Source organism: Geodermatophilus sp. SYSU D01176 (assembly GCF_054050015.1).
Map to the genome: position 1 here is coordinate 1 of NZ_JBJGYN010000043.1, position 18,855 is coordinate 18,855.

Below are 18,855 nucleotides of genomic sequence, written 5' to 3' on the forward strand. Positions count from 1 at the left end.
ACACCCACCAACTAAAAAACGCTCTAACAAAAAACACCCCCCCCCGCCCCCCCCCCCCCCCCCCCCCCCCCCCCCCCCCCCCCCCCCCCCCCCCCCCCCCCCCCCCCCCCCCCCCGGTGCTCGGGCGCGCCCCGGGCTCGGACGGGGCCCCGCGGGTGCGGCACCATACCCACGGCCCCCGGGCCGCCGAGGCGCTGGTGGAGCGGCTGATCCCGCACGCCGGCGCCGTCCGTAGTGACCTCCCGCCCACCGGCGGGTCCACAGCGAGGAGATGCCGGCATGGCCCCAGCGAACTCGCCCCCAGACGGCTCCGCGGCGGGTGACGTCCCCCTCGCCGTCGAGCTGCGCGGGATCACCAAGCGCTTCCCGGGCGTGGTGGCGAACAAGGACATCGAGCTGCGGGTCCGCCGCGGCGAGGTGCACGCCATCGTGGGCGAGAACGGCGCCGGCAAGTCGACGCTGATGAAGACCCTCTACGGCGAGCACCGGCCCGACGAGGGCCAGATCCTGGTCGACGGCCGCGAGGTGCACTTCCGCAGCCCCGCGGACGCCATCGCGGCCGGCATCGGCATGGTGCACCAGCACTTCATGCTCGCGGACAACTTCACCGTCCTGGAGAACATCGTCCTGGGCAGCGAGCCCACGAGGGCCGGCCGGCTGGACGTCGCCGAGGCCCGCCGCCGGATCACCGAGATCTCCGACCGCTACGCCCTCGGCTTGCGGCCCGACGCGCTCGTCGAGGACCTCGGCGTCGGCGACCGGCAGCGGGTCGAGATCGCCAAGGTGCTCTACCGCGACGCCCGGACGCTGATCCTCGACGAGCCGACCGCCGTCCTGGTGCCGCAGGAGGTCGACGAGCTGTTCGCCAACCTGGCCGAGCTCAAGCGCGAGGGCCTCACGGTCATCTTCATCTCGCACAAGCTCGACGAGGTGCGCCGTGTCGCCGACTCGATCACCGTCATCCGCCGCGGCACCACCGTCGGCACCGCCGACCCGCGGACGACGACGGCCAAGCAGCTGGCCGAGATGATGGTCGGCGCCGAGCTGCCCACCCCGGAGACCCGCGAGTCCACCGTCCGCGCGACCCCCGTGCTGCAGCTGGTCGGTGTGACGGTCACCGACGCCGGGGACCGCCCGGTGGTGGAGGACGTCACGCTGACCGTGCGGGAGGGTGAGGTCGTCGGCATCGCGGGCGTCGAGGGCAACGGCCAGGCCGAGCTCGTCGACGCGATCATGGGCCTGCGCCCGCTGGCTGCCGGCTCGGTGCTGCTCGGCGGGGAGGACGTCACCGCCTGGAGCACCCGCGCCCGGCGGGAGGCCGGCGTCGGCTTCATCCCCGAGGACCGGCACCGCCAGGGCATGCTGCTGGACGCGCCGCTGTGGGAGAACCGCATCCTCGGCCACCAGACCCGCCCGCCCGCGGTGAAGGGCCCGTTCATCGACCGCCGCGGCGCGCGGGCCGACACCGCCCGCATCATGCGCGAGTACGACGTGCGCGCCCCCGGGCCGGACACCCTCGCTGTCGCGCTCTCCGGCGGCAACCAGCAGAAGCTCATCGTCGGGCGGGAGATGAGCGCCCGGCCACGGCTGCTGGTCGCCGCCCACCCGACCCGCGGTGTCGACGTCGGGGCCCAGGCGGTGATCTGGGAGCTGCTCAAGGACGCCCGCGCCGAGGGGCTGGGGATCGTGCTCATCTCGGCCGACCTCGACGAGCTGATCGGCCTGTCCGACACACTGCACGTGATGCTGCGCGGTCGGCTGGTGGCCACCCTCGACCCGCGGCGGGTGACCCCCGAGGAGCTGGGCGGGCACATGACCGGCGCGCGGACGACGGCGGGTGCGGCGTGAACGGGCTCCTCCGCCGGGTGGGGCTGCCCCTGCTCGGCCCGGTGCTCGCCGTCCTCGTCGCGCTGGTCATCTCCGCCGTGGTCATCGCCCTCATCGGGCAGGACCCGGTCGAGGCGTTCCGGGTGATGACCGACCTGGGCCAGAGCCCGTCGCAGCAGGTGCAGTCCATCGTGGTGATCCTCAACCGCGCGGTGCCGCTGTTCCTCGCCGGCCTGGCCGTGGCGGTCGCGTTCCGGATGGGCCTGTTCAACATCGGCGTCGAGGGCCAGTACCGGATGGCCACCATCCTGGCCGCGGCGGCCGGGGCGGCCGTGGTCCTGCCCGGCCCGCTGCACGTGCTGCTCGTGATCGTCGTCGCGATGGTCGTCGGGGCCCTCTGGGCGGGCATCGTCGGGGTGCTCAAGGTGACCCGCGGTGTCAGCGAGGTCATCAGCTCGATCATGCTCAACTTCATCGCGCTGGGCCTGGCGTCGTTCCTGCTCACCGGCCCGCTGCGGGGCAGCCCGCCGGGCGCCTCGATCGTCACGACCACCGAGATCCCCGAGTCCGGCCGGATGCCGGACCTCAACGGGCTGCTCACCGCGCTCGGCCTGGCGGCGCCGCGCAGCGGCCTGTACGGCTTCCTGCTGGTCGCGCTCGTGGTGGGCGTCGCCGTCGCCGTGCTGCTCCAGCGCACCCGCTTCGGGTTCGACCTGCGGGCCACCGGCCTGTCACCCTCGGCGGCCACCGCCAGCGGCGTCGACGCCCGCCGCATGGTGGTGAAGACCATGCTCATCTCCGGCGGCATCGCCGGGCTGATCGGCCTGCCCGACCTGCTCGGCTCGCAGTACGACTACGGCACCGAGTTCACCGCCGGCCTGGGCTTCCTCGGCATCGCCGTCGCCCTGCTCGGCCGCAGCACCCCGATCGGCATCGCGCTGGCCGCGCTGCTGTTCGCCTTCCTCGACCGGGCGGCGCTGCCGCTGCAGTTCGCCGACATCCCGTCCTCGGTCGTGACGATCATCCAGGGCACGATCGTGCTCGCCGTCGTCATCGCCAACGAGATCGCCCGCCGCCTGGCGCTGCGGTCGGCCGAGCGGGCCGGCGCGTCCGCCGGCCCGAGCCCGCAGACCGGTGCGGACGACGGCGCGCCACCGCCCACCGCACCCGACGGCGGACAGCGGGTCCACACCGGCGTGCCGGGCGGCCAGCAGGGAGCGCAGGCATGAGCACCACGGCGACGACCCGCACCGGGCAGCCCAGCCGCGGCCCCCTGACCGACCTGCTCACCGGCGGCGGCCGGGCCCGGCGGCTGCTGTGGCTGCTCGCCGGCCTCTGGCTGCTGTTCTCGCTGGTCCGGGTCATCTCGGGCGAGCAGGAGCTCACCTCGTCCTCGACTCTCGCGGCGGCGCTGCTGCTCGCCGTCCCCATCGGCCTGGCCGCCCTCGGTGGGCTGTGGTCCGAGCGCGCGGGCGTGGTCAACATCGGTCTCGAGGGGATGATGATCCTCGGCACCTGGGGTGCCGGGTGGGCCGGCTACCAGTGGGGCTGGGTCGGCGCGGTCGTCGGCGGCGTGGTCTTCGGCGCGGTCGGGGGCCTGCTGCACGCGATCGCCACGGTCACCTTCGGGGTCGACCACGTGGTCTCCGGTGTGGCGATCAACATCCTCGCCGGCGGCGTCGTCCGCTTCCTGTCCGAGCTGCTGTTCACCGAGGACACCGGCGGCGGCCCGACGCAGTCGCCGGCCCTGGCCAGCGACCCGCCGTCCTTCTCGCTGCCGGTGCTGTCCTCCGGGCCGGACCTGCTCGGCGACCTGGAGGGCCGGCACTGGTTCCTGCTCAGCGACCTGGCCGGCCTGCTGCGCGGGCTGACCAGCGGCGTGGGCCTGCTGACCCTGCTCGCCGTCCTGCTGGTCCCGGTGTCCTACCTGCTGCTGTGGCGCACCGCGTTCGGCCTGCGGCTGCGCTCCTGCGGCGAGAACCCGGCCGCGGCGGACTCCCTGGGCGTGCCGGTCTACCGGCTGAAGTACCTGGCCGTCATCGTCTCCGGCGCGCTGGCCGGTCTCGGCGGCGTCTTCCTCGTGTTCGTCGCCGGCATCTACCGCGAGGGCCAGACCGGCGGCCGCGGCTTCATCGGCCTGGCCGCGCTGATCTTCGGCAACTGGCGCCCCGGCGGCCTGGCGGCCGGCGCGGGCCTGTTCGGCTTCGCCGACGCCCTACAGCTGCGCAGCCAGACCGCGGTGGTGGCGCTGCTGCTGCTCATCGCCGTCCTGCTGGCCGGGGTCGCGGTCCTCCAGGCGGTGCGCCGCAAGCCGCTGCAGGCGGTGCTCGCCGGCGCCTTCGCCGCCGCCGCGCTGGTCGGCTTCCTCACCGTCGACCGGCTGCCCGAGGGCATCGTCTTCTTCACCCCGCACCTGACCACGCTGCTCGTGCTGTCGCTGGCCTCCCAACGCCTGCGGATGCCGAGAGCCGATGGGTTGGTCTACCGACGAGGAGAGCACTGATGGGTGGGTCGGGCGGGGGTGACCTGATCGACTGGGACGGGCTGCGCACCGCTGCCCGGGAGGCGATGACGCACGCCTACGCCCCGTACTCGCGGTTCCCCGTGGGGGTCGCCGGGCTGGTGGACGACGGCCGCGTCGTGACCGGCTGCAACGTGGAGAACGCCTCCTACGGGCTGGGCCTGTGCGCCGAGTGCGGGATGGTCAGCGACCTGGTCCGCACCGGGGGCGGCCGCCTGGTGGCCGTCTCCTGTGTCGGCGGCGACGGGCAGCCGCTCATGCCCTGCGGCCGGTGCCGGCAGCTGCTGTGGGAGCACGGCGGCCCGGACATGCTCATCGAGACGGTGTCGCTCGGCATCGTGCCGATGCGCGAGGTGCTGCCCGACGCCTTCGGACCCGACGACCTGGACAAGGCGGCCGGGCGGTGACCTTCGACGCGATCGACGTCATCCGCACCAAGCGGGACGGCGGGCAGCTCAGCCCTGAGCAGATCCGCTGGGTGATCGACGCCTACACCCGCGGGGTGGTGCCCGACGAGCAGGTCAGCGCGCTGCTCATGGCGGTGTTCTTCCGCGGCATGGCGCCCGAGGAGCTCGCCGTCTGGACGCAGTCGATGATCGACTCCGGCGAGCGCAAGGACCTGTCGTCCCTCGGCCGGCCGACCGCCGACAAGCACTCCACCGGCGGGGTCGGCGACAAGACCACGCTGCCGCTGGCGCCGCTGGTCGCCGCCTGCGGGGTGGCGGTGCCGCAGCTGTCCGGGCGGGGGCTGGGTCACACCGGCGGCACGCTGGACAAGCTGGAGTCCATCCCCGGCTGGCGGGCCGACGTCCACGAGGAGGCCTACCTGGCGCAGCTGCGCGAGGTGGGTGCGGTCATCTGCGCGGCCGGCCAGGACCTGGCCCCCGCGGACAAGAAGCTCTACGCGCTGCGCGACGTCACCGGCACCGTCGAGTCGATCCCGCTGATCGCCAGCTCGATCATGAGCAAGAAGATCGCCGAGGGCGCCGACGCGCTGGTGCTGGACGTCAAGACCGGCTCGGGCGCGTTCATGAAGGACGTCGCGTCGTCGGTCGAGCTGGCCCGGACGATGGTCGGTCTCGGCGAGCCGGCCGGGGTGCGCACCGTGGCGTTGGTGACCGCGATGGACCGGCCGCTGGGCCGCGCCGCCGGCAACGCCGTCGAGGTGGCCGAGTCGGTGGAGGTGCTCGCCGGCGGCGGCCCGGCCGACGTCGTCGAGCTGACCCTCGCGCTGGCCCGGGAGATGCTGGCCGGCGTCGGGCGCGCCGACGTCGACCCGGCCGAGCCCCTGCGCGACGGGCGGGCCATGGACGTGTGGCGGCGGATGATCACCGCGCAGGGCGGGAACCCCGACGCGCCGCTGCCGCAGCCGGCCGAGCGGCACGTGGTGACCGCCCCGGCCACGGGCACGCTGACCCGCCTGGACGCCTACGCCCTCGGGGTGGCCGCCTGGCGGCTGGGCGCGGGCCGGGCGCGCAAGGAGGACCCGGTGTCCGCGGCCGCGGGCATCACGTGGACCGCGGGAGTGGGGGAGCAGGTGGTTGCCGGGCAGCCGCTGCTGGAGCTGCACACCGACGACCCGCACCGCATCCCGCGGGCGCTGGAGGCGCTGGAGGGCGCGGTCGGCGTCGACACCGGTGAGCAGCCGCTGCCCCTGGTGCTCGACCGCATCACCGCCTCCTGACCCGCGGTCATGGCGCCGGAACCACCCCGGACGCCCTCGACGTGGCTCCCGCGCCATGATCGCGAGGGGGGACCGCGCACCGGCCTCCACCGACCGGGGAGACTGTGTCCTCGTGCCGAAGGACTCCCTCCTCCCCACCAGGAAAGGACCCCGTCCTCCCCACCCTTCGCGAGCTCAGGGCGGTGCCCGGGACGGGGCCGGGGCGGGACCCGGGAGGGAGCCGATCGATCCGGACGCCGCGATCTCGATCCGCGGCCTGGTGAAGCGCTACGGCGACCGCACCGCCGTCGACGGCCTGGACCTCGACATCCGGCGCGGGGAGATCTTCGCGCTGCTGGGCCCCAACGGCGCCGGCAAGACCACCACCGTCGAGGTGCTGGAGGGCTACCGCAAGCGGGACGGCGGCGATGTCCGCGTGCTGGGCACCGACCCGGCCCGGGGCGGACGGCGCTGGAAGGCCGAGCTGGGCATCGTGCTGCAGTCCGGCGCGGGGGACAGTCAGCTGTCGGTGCGGGAGCTGCTGACGGCCCGGGCGTCGTACTACGCCGAGCCCCGCGACCCCGACGAGGTGCTGGAGCTGGTCGGGCTCACCGACAAGGCGGGAGCCCGCGGCCGCACCCTCTCGGGGGGTCAGCGCCGGCGGCTGGACGTGGCGCTGGGCATCGTCGGCCGGCCGCGGCTGCTGTTCCTGGACGAGCCGACCACCGGCTTCGACCCCGAGGCGCGCCGGCAGTTCTGGGCGCTCATCCGCTCGCTGCGCGACCTGGGCACCACGATGCTGCTCACCACGCACTACCTCGACGAGGCCGAGGCGCTGGCCGACCGGGTCGGCGTCCTCGCCCGGGGCCAGCTCGCGGAGGTCGCCGTCCCCGCCGCGCTCGGGGGACGGGGCACCGCACCCGCCGTCGTCCGCTGGACCGAGGACGGTGTCCGGCGCACCGCCGAGACGACCACGCCGACCGCGTTCGTGCGGGAGCTGGCCGCGCGCTTCCCCGGCGAGGTGCCCGACCTGACGGTGGCCCGGCCCACGCTCGAGGACGTCTACCTGAAGATGATCGGCAGGGCCTCCAATGAGTGAGCACCGCAGCGAGCGCCAGCGAGCGAGGAGCGGGGCGAGCGGCCTCGCGGAGCGAGGAGGTGTCACCGTGACCACCGCCGCCCGCGAGCGCACCGCGCTGGCCCCGCTCGGCCGGGTCTTCCTCACCCGCGCCGGCGTCGAGCTCAAGGAGTTCTTCCGCCAGCGCGAGTCGGTCGTCTTCACGCTCGTGTTCCCGGTGATCCTGCTGCTGGGCCTGGGGGCGGTGCTCGACTACGACCTCGGCGCCGGCGTCGGCTTCCCGCAGTACTTCATGGCCGGGGTCATCACCGCCGGCGTCGTCGGCGCCAGCCTGCAGAACATGGCGATCCACATCGCCGCGGAGCGCTCCGACGGCACGCTCAAGAGCCTCCGCGGCACGCCGATGCCCGCCAGCGCCTACTTCGTCGGGAAGGTCGTGCAGGTGCTCGCGGTGGCGGTCGCGACGATCGCGCTGCTGCTGCTCGTCGGCGTCCTGGTGTACGGCATCGACCTGCCCTCGGGCACCGACTGGCTGACCTTCGCCTGGGTGTCGGTGCTGGGCGCCGCCGCGTGCACGCTGCTGGGCATCGTCGTCTCGAGCCTGGCGCGCAACGGCCGGTCGGCGTCGGCGACGGTCACCCCCATCGCGCTGGTGCTGGAGTTCGTCTCCGGGGTCTTCCTGCCCTTCGACCAGGTGCCCGGCTGGCTGCAGGACGTCGCCGCGGTGTTCCCGGTGAAGTGGCTGGCGCAGGGCCTGCGCTCGGTGTTCCTCCCCGACGCGCTGGCCGCTCGCGAGCCGGCCGGGTCGTGGGAGCTCGGCACCGTCGCGCTGGTGCTCGGCCTCTGGTGCGTGGCCGGCCTGGTGCTGTGCGCCCTGACCTTCCGCTGGCAGGACCGCGGCACCGACTGATCCGGCGTTTTCCGCGGAAAGCGCCGGATCAGTCGGCACCCCGGGACGGGGGCGCACGGGCGGACCACGAAGATGAGGCCGTGCCCGCACCGCTGAACGCCGACTCGATCCGCCGCGCCCCCAAGGTCCTGCTGCACGACCACCTGGACGGCGGGCTGCGGCCGCGGACGGTGCTCGAGCTCGCCGACGAGGCCGGCTACCGGAACCTCCCGGCCGACGACCCCGAGGGCCTGGGCCGCTGGTTCCGGGAGGCCGCCGACTCGGGCTCGCTGGTGCGCTACCTGGAGACCTTCGCGCACACGGTCGCGGTGATGCAGCGTCCCGAGGCGGTCACCCGGGTCGCCCGCGAGTGCGCCCTCGACCTGGCCGCCGACGGCGTCGTGTACGCCGAGGTCCGCATGGCACCGGAGCTGCTCAGCGACGGCGGCACGCCGATCGAGGAGGCGGTCGAGGCCATCCTCGACGGCTTCGCCAAGGGCAGCGCCGAGGCCGCCGCGCAGGGCACGCCGATCACGGTCGGCACGCTGCTGTGCGCCATGCGGCAGAACGACCGGTGGGACGAGGTCGCCGGCCTGGTGGTCCGCCACCGGGACGCCGGGGTGGTCGGCTTCGACCTGGCCGGGCCGGAGCTCGGCTTCCCGCCCGACCGGCACCCGTCGGCCATCGCGCTGCTGGACCGCGCGGGCGCGCACCGCACGGTGCACGCCGGCGAGGCGGCCGGCATCGACAGCATCCTCGCCGCCCTCGACGGCGCCCGGGCCGAGCGGCTCGGGCACGGGGTGCGCATCGCCGACGAGGTGGCCGAGGACGGCACGCTGGGGCCGGTCGCGCAGCGGGTGCTCGACCAGCAGGTGCCGCTGGAGGTCGCGCCGTCGTCCAACGTGCAGACCGGCGCCTACCCGTCGCTGGCCGGTCACCCGGTCGACCGGCTGCACCGGCGGGGCTTCGCGGTCACCGTCAACACCGACAACCGGCTGATGAGCGGCGTCTCGGTCACCAGCGAGCTGACCGACGTCGCGACCACGTTCGGCTGGGGCTGGGACGACGTCCAGCGGGTGACCGAGCGGGCGGTGGCCGCCGCGTTCCTGCCCGACGACGAGCGTGCCCGGCTGCTGGCCGACGTCGTCCGCCCGGGGTACGCGGCGCTGCGAGCCTGATCACTGGCGGAATGCCCCGGTGCCCGGCGCTGCTACGGTAGGTGTACCGGCAGTCGCCGGTCATCCTCTCCGGACGGTCCGTCCGGGCATGAGCGCATCCGTGCAGATCCGCAGCGTCTCCTGACGTCGTGATCGCCAGTGAGGACGCCGGTCCACGGTGTCCGCCCACCACCACGGGACGCGCGCCGAGAAGCATCGGAGTCCCACACCCGTATGACCACGTTCGACACTGTCGACGTCCAGAACGTCTCTGAGAACACCCCCGAGGTCGAGGTCCCCGCCGAGCCGACTGGCCCGACCTTCGCCCAGCTGGGCCTGCCCCAGCAGCTGGTGACCGCGCTCGAGCGGCGCGGCATCCGGCACCCCTTCGCCATCCAGGCCTCCGCCCTGCCCGACGCCCTCAGCGGGCGCGACGTGCTGGGCAAGGCCGCCACCGGCTCGGGCAAGACCCTGGCCTTCGGCCTGCCGCTGCTCGCTCGCATGGGCGAGACCGCCCGGCGGGGCCCGCGTGCCCCGCGCGCGCTGGTCCTCGTGCCGACCCGCGAGCTGGCGCAGCAGGTGTACGACAACCTGTCGCCGCTGGGCCAGTCCATCGGCGTCCAGCTGACCACCGTCTACGGCGGTGCCTCGATGTACCGGCAGATCCAGCAGCTGCGCCGCGGCGTGGACGCCGTCATCGCCACCCCCGGCCGGCTGCAGGACCTCATCGGCCAGGGCGAGGTCACCCTCGACGAGGTCGAGGTCACCGTCATCGACGAGGCCGACTTCATGTCCGACCTCGGCTTCCTGCCGGTCGTGCAGGAGCTGCTCGACCAGACCCGCCCCGACGCCCAGCGGCTGCTGTTCTCGGCCACGCTGGACGGCGAGGTCGACACCCTGGTCCGCCGCTACCTGAAGGACCCGGCCCGGCACGAGGTCAAGCGCGCCGGGGACGACGCCCCGCCCGCCGAGCACCTCGCCTACAGCGTCGCCTTCCGCGACAAGGTCCCGGTGACCGAGCAGCTGGCCGCCCGGCCGGGCCGCACGATCGTCTTCGTGCGCACCCAGCTCGGCGCCGACCGGCTGGCCGGCAACCTGCAGGCCGCCGGCATCAAGGCCGAGGCGATCCACGGCGGGCTGCCGCAGGGTGCCCGCCGCCGGGCGCTGGAGGCGTTCACCGACGCCCGCAGCCCGGTGCTGGTCGCCACCGACGTCGCCGCCCGCGGCATCCACGTCGACGACGTCTCGCTGGTGCTGCACTACGACCCGCCGGCGGACCACAAGACCTACCTGCACCGCTCGGGCCGCACCGCCCGTGCCGGCGCCGGCGGTGTGGTGGTCTCGCTGCTGCTGCCCGACCAGGTGGGCCAGGCCAAGCGCCGGTTCCGCCAGGCCAAGGTGGAGCCGCAGGTCTCCCGGGTCCGTCCGGGCGACGCCCCGATCGCCGAGCTCGTCGCCAGCGGCGTGCACGTCGAGCCGGTGGAGCGCCCGGTGCGCGAGTCCCGGCGTCCCTCCGGTGGCCCCGGTGGCCGGCGTCCGCGCCGGGACGGCGAGCGGCCGCGCCGCGACGGTGACCGGCCGCGTCGTCCCCACGGGGAGCGTCCGCGCCGGGACGGCGACCGGCCGGCGTTCGGTGACCGGCCGTACGGCGAGCGTTCTCGCGGGACCGGCGACCGGCCCTACGGCGGCGAGCGGTCCTACGGCGAGCGCGGGGACCGTCGGTCCAGCCCGTACCGCGGTCAGGGCCGGCGGCCCGAGCGGTCGGCGGACTGAGCGAGGGCCCTCCAGCAGGAGGGCCACCCACACGGCAGCGGCCGGTCCCGGTTCCCCGGGGCCGGCCGCTGCCGTTTCGGGCTGTCCGACGGCCGCCACCCTTCAGGGTCCCTCCGCCTGAGCGTGCGAGACGTGGGGGGGTGGTCCTTCTTCAGTCGCGGAAGACCAGCGCCCGGCTGACCTCGCCGACGACCTCGTCCCAGGCCGGGCGCACCGCGGCGGCGTCCTCCGGGGGCAGCGGCGTGTCCGGCACCCGCTCGCTGCGGGCGACCGCCCGGCCGAGGGGCGCGTCCGGGCGCAGCAGCTCGTCGACGCGGGCCAGGCCGGCGTACTCGGCGATGTCGCGGACGCCCTCGACCTGCTGGGCGAGGACGCGGTGGTCGACCAGCCCGGCCGCCCCGCCGGCCACCTCGCCGAGCACCGCGGTCAGCTCGGTGAGGTCGTAGCGGTCCTGGTCCGACGGCAGCGGCGGGGTGTCGGTGTCGGCCACCTCCGGCCAGGAGGCGATCTCGGTGAGGTCGTGGGACTCCGTGCCGCGGCAGAAGCGGGTGAGGTCCGCGGGGGAGTCGAAGAGGAAGACCTCGCCGTCCCGGCCGAGGAACCGGGCCCGGTCCTCGACGTAGCAGCGCAGCGTCACGCCGGACCCCTCCGGCACGACGACCTCCACCGGCAGGATGCCGACGGCCTCCCAGAACTCCGCCGCCTCGGCGACCTCCGTCGCCGAGGCGGAGATCCGGCCGGGACGGGCGATGGTGCTCACGCCGGCCGCGGCAGCCGAGGCCGCGGTGGCGCCGCCGGCCGCGCGCGCCGCAGGGGCGGCGTCCTCGAGGTCGTCCTCGTCGTCGAACTCGTCCTCCTCGGCGGCCGAGGGGTACTCCTCGACGGCGACCGTGCCGCCCCCGGTCCAGTCCAGGTGGGCGCCCAGCTCCTCGAGGACGTCCTCCCAGAGCTCGTCGAGCGCCCCGCCGACGCCCACCCAGGCGTCCTCGCCCGAGCGGCCGAGGAACGCCTCGACGCCCAGCCCGAGCGACCCGATCTCCGGCCGGGAGACCAGCTCGGCCAGCGCGCCGAACTCCCCGCCGCGTGCCACGTCGCCGCCCGGACGGCGCTCCAGCTCGATGTCGTCGTCGACGTCCCGGTCGGTGTCGGTCAGCTCGTCGTCGACGTCCTCGTCCGCGCCGGTGTCCTCGCTGGTGTCGAGGCACTCGGCCAGCCGGGTGACGATGTCGATGGTCGCGGCCAGCTCCTCGACCGCCCAGCGGTCGGGGTTCTCGGCGGCGATGTCGTAGACGCCGTCGAGGTCGTAGCGGTGGTCGTCGTCGGGCGTCAGGTCCGCCGCGCCCAGCCCGAGCACGACCGGCCAGACCGGGTGGTCGGCGAGGTCGTGGTCGGTGCGGGTGCGGCAGAAGGAGGCCAGCGCCGCGGGGGTCGGGAAGAGGTGGACGCGGGCACGGTCGCCCTCGGAGGTGCCGAGGAAGGCCTGCCACTCCTCGCCGTTCTCCTCCCACGGCGGGGCCCACAGGGTGAAACCGGTGCGGTCGTCGACGGTGAGGGCGATGGGGACGATGCTGGGCCGAGCCACGCGCCCATCCTGCCCGCTCACCCTGGGCCCGCACGCCCGGGTTGCTGACCCGCGGAGTTCAGACCCCCATCGGGTGCCACACCGTCTTGGTCTCCAGGAACGGCGTCAGCCGCGACAGGCCCGGGTCGGCCGACCAGTCCGGCTCCTCGGCCGGCGGCCGCACGACCCGCTTGATGCTGCCCGCGGCGAGCCGCTCGAGCTCCATCGCGTGGTCGGCCGGGGCCCCGGCGAGGTCGATCGCGTCGACGTCGTCGTGCTCGGCCAGCCACGGGCCGACCTCTCCGGCGTCCCCGGTGAGCAGGTTGACCACCCCGCCCGGGACGTCGCTGGTGGCCAGCACCTCCCCGAGGGTGACGGCGGGCAGCGGCCGGGTCCGCGAGGTGACGACGACGGCGGTGTTGCCCCCGGCCAGCACGGGGGCGAGCACGCTGACCAGGCCGAGCAGCGACGAGCGCTGCGGCGCGAGGACGGCGACGACGCCGGTCGGCTCGGGCAGCGAGAAGTCGAAGTACGGCCCGGCGACCGGGTTGGCCCCGCCGAGGACGGCGCCGAGCTTGTCGGTCCACCCGGCGTACCAGACCCACCGGTCGATGGCGGCGTCGACGGCGGCGCGGGCCCGGGAGCTGCTCAACCCCTCGCCCGCGGCGACCTCCTCGCAGAACTGGGCGTGCCGGCCCTCCATCACCTCCGCGACGCGGTAGAGCACCTGGCCCCGGTTGTAGGCGGTGGCGCGCGACCACTTCCCGAACGCGGCGCGCGCGGCGACGACGGCGTCCCGGGCGTCCTTGCGGGAGGCCCACGCGGCGTTGGCCAGGAACGCTCCCTTGCTGTCGGTGACCTCGTAGGTGCGGCCGGACTCCGAGCGCGGGAACGCGCCGTTGACGTAGAGCTTGTAGGTCTTGCGGACCGCCAGCCGGTCGCTCACTCCGAGGCCCCCTTCAGGTACGCGGCGAGCCCGTGCCGGCCGCCCTCGCGGCCGTAGCCGGACTGCTTGTAGCCGCCGAACGGCGACGTCGGGTCGAACTGGTTGAAGCAATTGGCCCAGACCACGCCGGCGCGGAGCTGGTCGGCGGTCGCGAGGATCCGGGAGCCCTTCTCGGTCCAGATGCCGGCCGAGAGCCCGTAGGTGGTGTTGTTGGCCTTGGCGACGGCCTCGTCGGGGGTGCGGAAGGTCAGCACGGAGAGGACCGGGCCGAACACCTCGTCGCGGGCGATCCGGTGGGCGGGGGAGACGCCGGTGAAGACGGTCGGCGGGAACCAGTAGCCGCGCTCGGGGAGGTCGCAGGCCGGCTGCCAGCGCTGCGCCCCCTCCGCCTCGCCGTGGTCGGACAACTCGCGGATCCGGGCGAGCTGCTCCGCGGAGTTGATCGCGCCGATGTCGGTGTTCTTGTCCAGCGGGTCGCCGACGCGCAGCGTGCCGATGCGCCGCTGCAGCGAGGCGATCACCTCGTCGTGGACGTTCTCCTGCACCAGCAGCCGGCTGCCGGCGCAGCACACGTGGCCCTGGTTGAAGAAGATGCCCTGCACGATGCCCTCGACGGCCTGGTCGATCGGGGCGTCGTCGAAGACGATGTTGGCCGCCTTGCCGCCGAGTTCCAGCGTGAGCTTCTTGCGGGTGCCGGCGACCGCGCGGGCGATGGACCGGCCCACCTCGGTCGACCCGGTGAACGCGACCTTGTCGACGTCCGCGTGCTCGACGACGGCGCGACCGGTGTCGCCGGCGCCGGTCACGATGTTGACCACGCCGGGCGGCAGGTCGGCCTGGCGGCAGACCTCGGCGAACAGCAGCGCGGTCAGCGGGGTGGTCTCGGCCGGCTTGAGGACGACGGTGTTGCCGGTGGCCAGCGCCGGCGCGATCTTCCACGCCAGCATGAGCAGCGGGAAGTTCCACGGGATGACCTGACCGGCCACGCCCAGCGGCCTCGGGCCGGGACCGAGGCCCGCCCAGTCCAGCTTGTCGGCCCAGCCCGCGTGGTAGAAGAAGTGCGCCGCGGCCAGGGGGACGTCGACGTCGCGGGACTCCCGGATCGGCTTGCCGTTGTCCAGCGACTCCAGGACGGCGAACTCCCGCGCCCGCTCCTGCAGCAGCCGGGCGATGCGGAACAGGTACTTGCCGCGGTCGGCCGGGCGCATCGGCCCCCACACGCGGGTGAACGCGCGGCGGGCGGCGCGGACGGCGCGGTCGACGTCGGCGTCGGTGGCGGCCGCGACCTCCGAGAGCACCTCCTCGGTGGCCGGGTTGACCGTCTTGGAGGACTCGCCGGTCCCGTCGACGAACTCGCCGTCGACGAAGAGGCCGTAGGACGGCGCGATGTCGACGATGGAGCGCGACTCGGGGGCGGGGGCGTACTCGAACAGTCGGGTCATCAGTCGACGCTCACGTGGTCGGGGCCGGAGTAGTGGCCGGTGCGCAGCTTCTGCCGCTGCAGGAGCAGGTCGTTGAGCAGGCTGGAGGCGCCGAGGCGGAACCAGTCGGGGGAGAGCCAGTCGGGCCCGGCGACCTCGTTCACCAGCACGAGGTGCTTGATCGCGTCCTTCGTCGTCCGGATGCCACCGGCGGGCTTGACGCCGACCTGGCGGCCGGTGGCGGCGCGGAAGTCGCGGACCGCCTCCAGCATCACCAGGCAGACCGGCAGCGTCGCAGCGGGGGAGACCTTGCCGGTGGAGGTCTTGATGAAGTTGCCGCCGGCGAGCATCGCCAGCCAGGAGGCGCGCCGGACGTTGTCGAGGGTGACCAGCTCACCGGTCTCGAGGATGACCTTGAGGTGGGCGTCCCCGCAGGCCTCCTTGACCGCCACGATCTCGTCGTGGACGTCGAGGTAGCGGCCGGCGAGGAAGGCGCCGCGGTCGATGACCATGTCGATCTCGTCGGCGCCGTTGGCTACGGCGTCGCGGACGTCGGCGATCTTGACCGCCCGGCTGGCCCGGCCGCTCGGGAACGCGGTCGCGACGGCCGCGACGTGGATGCCGGTGCCGGTCAGCGCCTCCCTGGCGACGCCGGCCAGGTCGCCGTACACGCAGACCGCCGCCACTGGCGGGCAGGACGGGTCGGTGGGGTCGGGACGGCGCGCCTTGGCGGCCAGCGAACGGACCTTGCCCGGGGTGTCCGCACCCTCGAGCGTGGTGAGGTCGACCATGGCGATCGCGGTGTCGATCGCCCAGGCCTTGGCGGTGGTCTTGATCGACCGGGTGCCGAGGACGGCGACCCGCGACTCGGCGCCGACCTGGTCCACCCCCGGCAGGCCGTGCAGGAAGGCCCGGAAGGCGGCGTCGGAGCGGGTCACGTCGCGGTACGGCGCCAGGGGCTCGCGCCGCGGCGGGATCGCCGCCGCCGGCGCATCGGGGTCGAGCACGTGGGTCATGCCGGGCATTCTCCCCTGCGCTCACCGTGGGCCGACGTCCCTCACCCGGTCGGAGTGCGTGCCAGCGCGGTGGGGACCGGTCACCCCGGCCGCTACCGTGTCGCGCGTGCAGCTCACCGTCGTCGACCACCCGCTGGCCCGTGCCCGTCTGACCCGCATGCGGGACGAGCGGACCGACAACGCGGCGTTCCGCGCGGCGCTGGCCGAGCTGACCCAGATGCTGGTCTACGAGGCCACCCGCGACCTGCCCGTCGCCGAGGAGCCGATCACCACGCCGGTCACCGGGACCACCGGCTACCGGCTGGCCGCGCCGCCGCTCATCGTGCCGGTGCTGCGGGCCGGGCTCGGGATGGCGGACACGGCGCACGGGATGCTGCCGGAGTCGCAGATGGGCTTCGTCGGCCTGGCCCGCAACGAGGTGACCTTCCAGCCGGAGGCGTACATGGCGTCGCTGCCGGCGTCCCTGGTGGACCGGGAGGTGTTCGTCCTCGACCCGATGCTGGCCACCGGGGGCTCGCTGGTGCACTGCTGCGGGCTGCTGACCGGGCGCGGCGCCACCTCGATCACCGTGCTCTGCGCGCTGGCCGCCCCCGAGGGCATCCGCCGGCTGGAGGAGAGCGGGCTGCCGCTGCGGGTGTTCACCGCCTCGGTCGACGAGGGGCTCAACGACAAGGCCTACATCGTCCCGGGCCTCGGCGACGCCGGCGACCGCCAGTTCGGGGCGGTCTGACCGTGCGGTTCGGGGTGCTCGGCACCGGTCACTGGGCGCGGACGGTCCACGCGGCCGCCCTGGCCGGGCACCCGACGGCCGAGCTGGTCGGCGTCTGGGGGCGCGACCCGGTCAAGGCGGAGGAGGTCGGCGCGGAGTTCGACGTCCCCGGCTCCGCGGACCTGGCCGCGCTGCTCGACCAGGTGGACGCCGTGGCCATCGCCGTCCCGCCGTCGGTGCAGGTCGGGCTGGCCGAGCAGGCCGCGGCCGCCGGGAAGCACCTGCTGCTGGAGAAGCCGATCGGGCTCTCGCTCGACGAGGCCGACCGGGTGGTCGCGGCGGTCCGCTCCGCGGGGGTGGCCTCGGTCGTGTTCTTCACCTTCCGCTTCCAGGCCGGGACGTCGACGTGGCTGGCCCAGGCCGCCCGGACCCGCCTGGCCGGGGGCGCCGGCTCGTGGCTGAGCGCGCTGGCCGGCAGCCCGTTCGACTCGGCCTGGCGCCGCGAGCACGGCGCCCTGTGGGACATCGGCCCGCACGCGCTCTCGCTGCTGCTGCCCAGCCTCGGGCCGGTGGTCTCCGTGCAGGCCGGGGCGGGCGCGGGGGACACCGTGCACCTGGTGCTGCAGCACGCCACCCCCGGCGTCACCTCGACGGTCACGCTGTCGCACACCGTCGCGCCGATGTCGACGGGCATCGAGTTCTTCGTGCACGGGGACGCCGGCCGGCTGGTGCTGCTGCCGGACACCGAGAGCCCGGTCGAGTCGTTCTCCGCGGCGGTCGACGAGCTCGAGGCGGCGGTGCTGACCGGCGGGACGCACCCGTGCGACGTCGGCTTCGCGCGCGATGTCGTGGCCGTGCTGGCGACCGCCGCGCGAGCGCTCGACTCCGGCTGCCGGGAGCCGGTGCCCTCGTCGGGGTGACGTGGCGCCCGCACGAACCCCGCTCGGGACACCGGGGCGGCACCCTGCTGGCGGGCTCCACGGTGGAGCCGGGCGGGAGCGGACGTGGGTCTCGGCGAGTGGTACGTGCGACGTGGACGGATCGATCGGCGCACGTGGTGGTTGCACTACACGCTGCCGATCGCCGGGCTGGGCCTCCTGGCGAACCTCGCGGACGCGTCCCTGGGCTACCCCGTCTTCTCGACGACGGTCGACACCGGGAGCGCCTGGGCCGTCCTCGGCGGCCCGCTGACGACGGTGGTCTCGCTGCTGACGATCGTGCCGTCGATCAGTTCGGCGGTGACCCGGCTCCACGACCGCGGGCACTCGGCGTGGTGGCTGCTGTGGTGGCTCGTGCCCCTCGTCGGGTGGCTCGTGCTGCTCGTCCAGACCGGGTTCCTGGCCGGTCAGCCGGTGCCCAACCGGTACGGGTTCCCGCCGGGGCAGCAGGCGCCGCCGCAGCCCTGGTGAACCGCGCTCGGCCTGGCGCGCACTCTCGCGCTGTTCCACCCGCTCTTGCGCTGTTGCAACGCCGCAGAAGCAGGTGGAACAGCGCAAGAGTGGGTCAGTCGAACGGGTTGGTGAGGACGGGACTGGTCTGGAGCACCGTGAAGGTGGCGGGCGGGCCGTCAGTGGTCGTGGTGCCGGGGACGTCGACCGTCGCGCCGCCGTTCACGCTGAAGGTGCCGCTCCAGGTGGTCGTCAGCGACGCGGTGTAGGTGCCACTGCGGTAGTCATGACTGACCGTGTGGTCCGGGTAGGGCGCGCCGGGGTCGGTGGTCCGCAGGACGGTGCCGTCGCCGGTGTCCCAGCTGAAGCCGGTGGCCGTGGCGACGATGTCGACGGTGAAGCCGCGGATGTCCACGGTGAAGGTCTGCGTGGTGGGGCCGTCGGTGTAGAAGACGACCGGCAGGCCGGCCAGCGCGTTGCCCGGCGGCTGCTGCTGGGTGGGCAGGTCGGGCAGCGGCAGGGTCTGGAAGTAGCGGTAGACCTCGCCGGGGGACGGCGGTGGGTTCAACGCCGTGATGTCGACGCACGCACGCGCGACCTCTAGCCACGCGCCGACGGCTGTGCCAGGAGCAGTTCCCGGGGCTACAGCAAAACCATCGATGGTTGTGCCGTCGGGCAGCACAAGTCGCTGTTGCTGGATCAGGCGAAAGTCCGCTACGCGACCCGGAGGCGTTGGGCAGTTGCGAAAGTCCTGACCCTGACAGCTCCCGGTCGTCGCGTCGTTCGCGACGCAGGGATCGATTAGTCGGTATGTATAGGGGTGAGAGGGAGGGGGTGCATTGCTCGCAGCCCAGTAGCCGCCGGAGCTTGCTGTTGCATAGCTGGCAGTGAGTGCACCCGAGCCGA

Annotated in this window: 17 protein-coding genes; 12 read left to right on the forward strand and 5 right to left on the reverse strand. The window is 74.3% G+C overall.

All coding sequences use genetic code 11. The features are described 5' to 3' along the window. The first annotated feature begins 279 nt into the window (after window positions 1-279). The 9 genes from ACI78Z_RS19265 to ACI78Z_RS19305 all read left to right on the forward strand — a co-directional run bounded on the left by ACI78Z_RS19265 (window position 280) and on the right by ACI78Z_RS19305 (window position 10,908). Entirely contained in the window at window positions 280-1,848 is a 1,569-nt protein-coding gene (locus ACI78Z_RS19265) for an ABC transporter ATP-binding protein (protein WP_457038154.1), read from the forward strand. Beyond that, the gene (locus ACI78Z_RS19270) at window positions 1,845-3,056 is read left to right on the forward strand and encodes an ABC transporter permease (RefSeq protein WP_457038155.1); all 1,212 of its coding nucleotides are present in this window, start codon (window positions 1,845-1,847) and stop codon (window positions 3,054-3,056) included. Before ACI78Z_RS19265 ends, ACI78Z_RS19270 begins: the two co-directional genes overlap by 4 nt. Then, window positions 3,053-4,330: an ABC transporter permease gene (locus ACI78Z_RS19275; protein ID WP_457038156.1), complete on the forward strand. Its 1,278-nt coding sequence runs from the start codon at window positions 3,053-3,055 to the stop codon at window positions 4,328-4,330. The genes ACI78Z_RS19270 and ACI78Z_RS19275 overlap by 4 nt, the downstream gene beginning before the upstream one ends. Continuing rightward, the gene (locus tag ACI78Z_RS19280) at window positions 4,330-4,755 is read left to right on the forward strand and encodes a cytidine deaminase (RefSeq protein ID WP_457038157.1); all 426 of its coding nucleotides are present in this window, start codon (window positions 4,330-4,332) and stop codon (window positions 4,753-4,755) included. Before ACI78Z_RS19275 ends, ACI78Z_RS19280 begins: the two co-directional genes overlap by 1 nt. Beyond that, window positions 4,752-6,032 carry a thymidine phosphorylase gene (locus ACI78Z_RS19285; protein ID WP_457038158.1) on the forward strand — a complete coding sequence of 427 codons (1,281 nt, stop codon included), beginning with the start codon at window positions 4,752-4,754 and terminating at the stop codon, window positions 6,030-6,032. Before ACI78Z_RS19280 ends, ACI78Z_RS19285 begins: the two co-directional genes overlap by 4 nt. A gap of 259 nt (window positions 6,033-6,291) precedes the next feature. After that, the gene (locus tag ACI78Z_RS19290; RefSeq protein ID WP_457038159.1) at window positions 6,292-7,110 is read left to right on the forward strand and encodes an ABC transporter ATP-binding protein; all 819 of its coding nucleotides are present in this window, start codon (window positions 6,292-6,294) and stop codon (window positions 7,108-7,110) included. Window positions 7,111-7,177: 67 nt separating this feature from the next. Further along, window positions 7,178-7,999 carry an ABC transporter permease gene (locus ACI78Z_RS19295; protein ID WP_457038160.1) on the forward strand — a complete coding sequence of 274 codons (822 nt, stop codon included), beginning with the start codon at window positions 7,178-7,180 and terminating at the stop codon, window positions 7,997-7,999. Between the two features lie 80 nt (window positions 8,000-8,079). Further along, window positions 8,080-9,156 carry an adenosine deaminase gene (locus ACI78Z_RS19300; protein WP_457038161.1) on the forward strand — a complete coding sequence of 359 codons (1,077 nt, stop codon included), beginning with the start codon at window positions 8,080-8,082 and terminating at the stop codon, window positions 9,154-9,156. A gap of 213 nt (window positions 9,157-9,369) precedes the next feature. After that, window positions 9,370-10,908 carry a DEAD/DEAH box helicase gene (locus ACI78Z_RS19305; RefSeq protein ID WP_457038162.1) on the forward strand — a complete coding sequence of 513 codons (1,539 nt, stop codon included), beginning with the start codon at window positions 9,370-9,372 and terminating at the stop codon, window positions 10,906-10,908. A gap of 151 nt (window positions 10,909-11,059) precedes the next feature. Here ACI78Z_RS19305 and ACI78Z_RS19310 read toward each other — a convergent pair whose 3' ends face one another. The 4 genes from ACI78Z_RS19310 to deoC are packed head-to-tail and all read right to left on the reverse strand — an operon-like array spanning window position 11,060 to window position 15,852. After that, window positions 11,060-12,490 carry a hypothetical protein gene (locus tag ACI78Z_RS19310; RefSeq protein WP_457038163.1) on the reverse strand — a complete coding sequence of 477 codons (1,431 nt, stop codon included), beginning with the start codon at window positions 12,488-12,490 and terminating at the stop codon, window positions 11,060-11,062. Between the two features lie 58 nt (window positions 12,491-12,548). After that, the gene (locus ACI78Z_RS19315; protein ID WP_457038164.1) at window positions 12,549-13,415 is read right to left on the reverse strand and encodes an aldehyde dehydrogenase family protein; all 867 of its coding nucleotides are present in this window, start codon (window positions 13,413-13,415) and stop codon (window positions 12,549-12,551) included. After that, entirely contained in the window at window positions 13,412-14,857 is a 1,446-nt protein-coding gene (locus ACI78Z_RS19320; protein WP_457038165.1) for an aldehyde dehydrogenase family protein, read from the reverse strand. The genes ACI78Z_RS19315 and ACI78Z_RS19320 overlap by 4 nt, the downstream gene beginning before the upstream one ends. Then, complete coding sequence (deoC, locus tag ACI78Z_RS19325) at window positions 14,857-15,852, reverse strand: deoxyribose-phosphate aldolase (RefSeq protein WP_457038166.1); 996 nt, start codon at window positions 15,850-15,852, stop codon at window positions 14,857-14,859. The genes ACI78Z_RS19320 and deoC overlap by 1 nt, the downstream gene beginning before the upstream one ends. Before the next feature lie 106 nt (window positions 15,853-15,958). Between deoC and upp the strand changes: the two genes are divergently transcribed. The 3 genes from upp to ACI78Z_RS19340 all read left to right on the forward strand — a co-directional run bounded on the left by upp (window position 15,959) and on the right by ACI78Z_RS19340 (window position 17,970). After that, on the forward strand, window positions 15,959-16,582 hold the full coding sequence (gene upp, locus ACI78Z_RS19330; protein WP_457038167.1) for a uracil phosphoribosyltransferase: 624 nt from the start codon (window positions 15,959-15,961) through the stop codon (window positions 16,580-16,582). Window positions 16,583-16,584: 2 nt separating this feature from the next. Beyond that, window positions 16,585-17,481: a Gfo/Idh/MocA family protein gene (locus ACI78Z_RS19335; protein ID WP_457038168.1), complete on the forward strand. Its 897-nt coding sequence runs from the start codon at window positions 16,585-16,587 to the stop codon at window positions 17,479-17,481. A gap of 84 nt (window positions 17,482-17,565) precedes the next feature. After that, the gene (locus ACI78Z_RS19340) at window positions 17,566-17,970 is read left to right on the forward strand and encodes a DUF805 domain-containing protein (protein WP_457038169.1); all 405 of its coding nucleotides are present in this window, start codon (window positions 17,566-17,568) and stop codon (window positions 17,968-17,970) included. 94 nt (window positions 17,971-18,064) lie between these two features. Here ACI78Z_RS19340 and ACI78Z_RS19345 read toward each other — a convergent pair whose 3' ends face one another. Further along, window positions 18,065-18,517: a hypothetical protein gene (locus tag ACI78Z_RS19345; protein WP_457038170.1), complete on the reverse strand. Its 453-nt coding sequence runs from the start codon at window positions 18,515-18,517 to the stop codon at window positions 18,065-18,067. Window positions 18,518-18,855 lie beyond the last annotated feature (338 nt).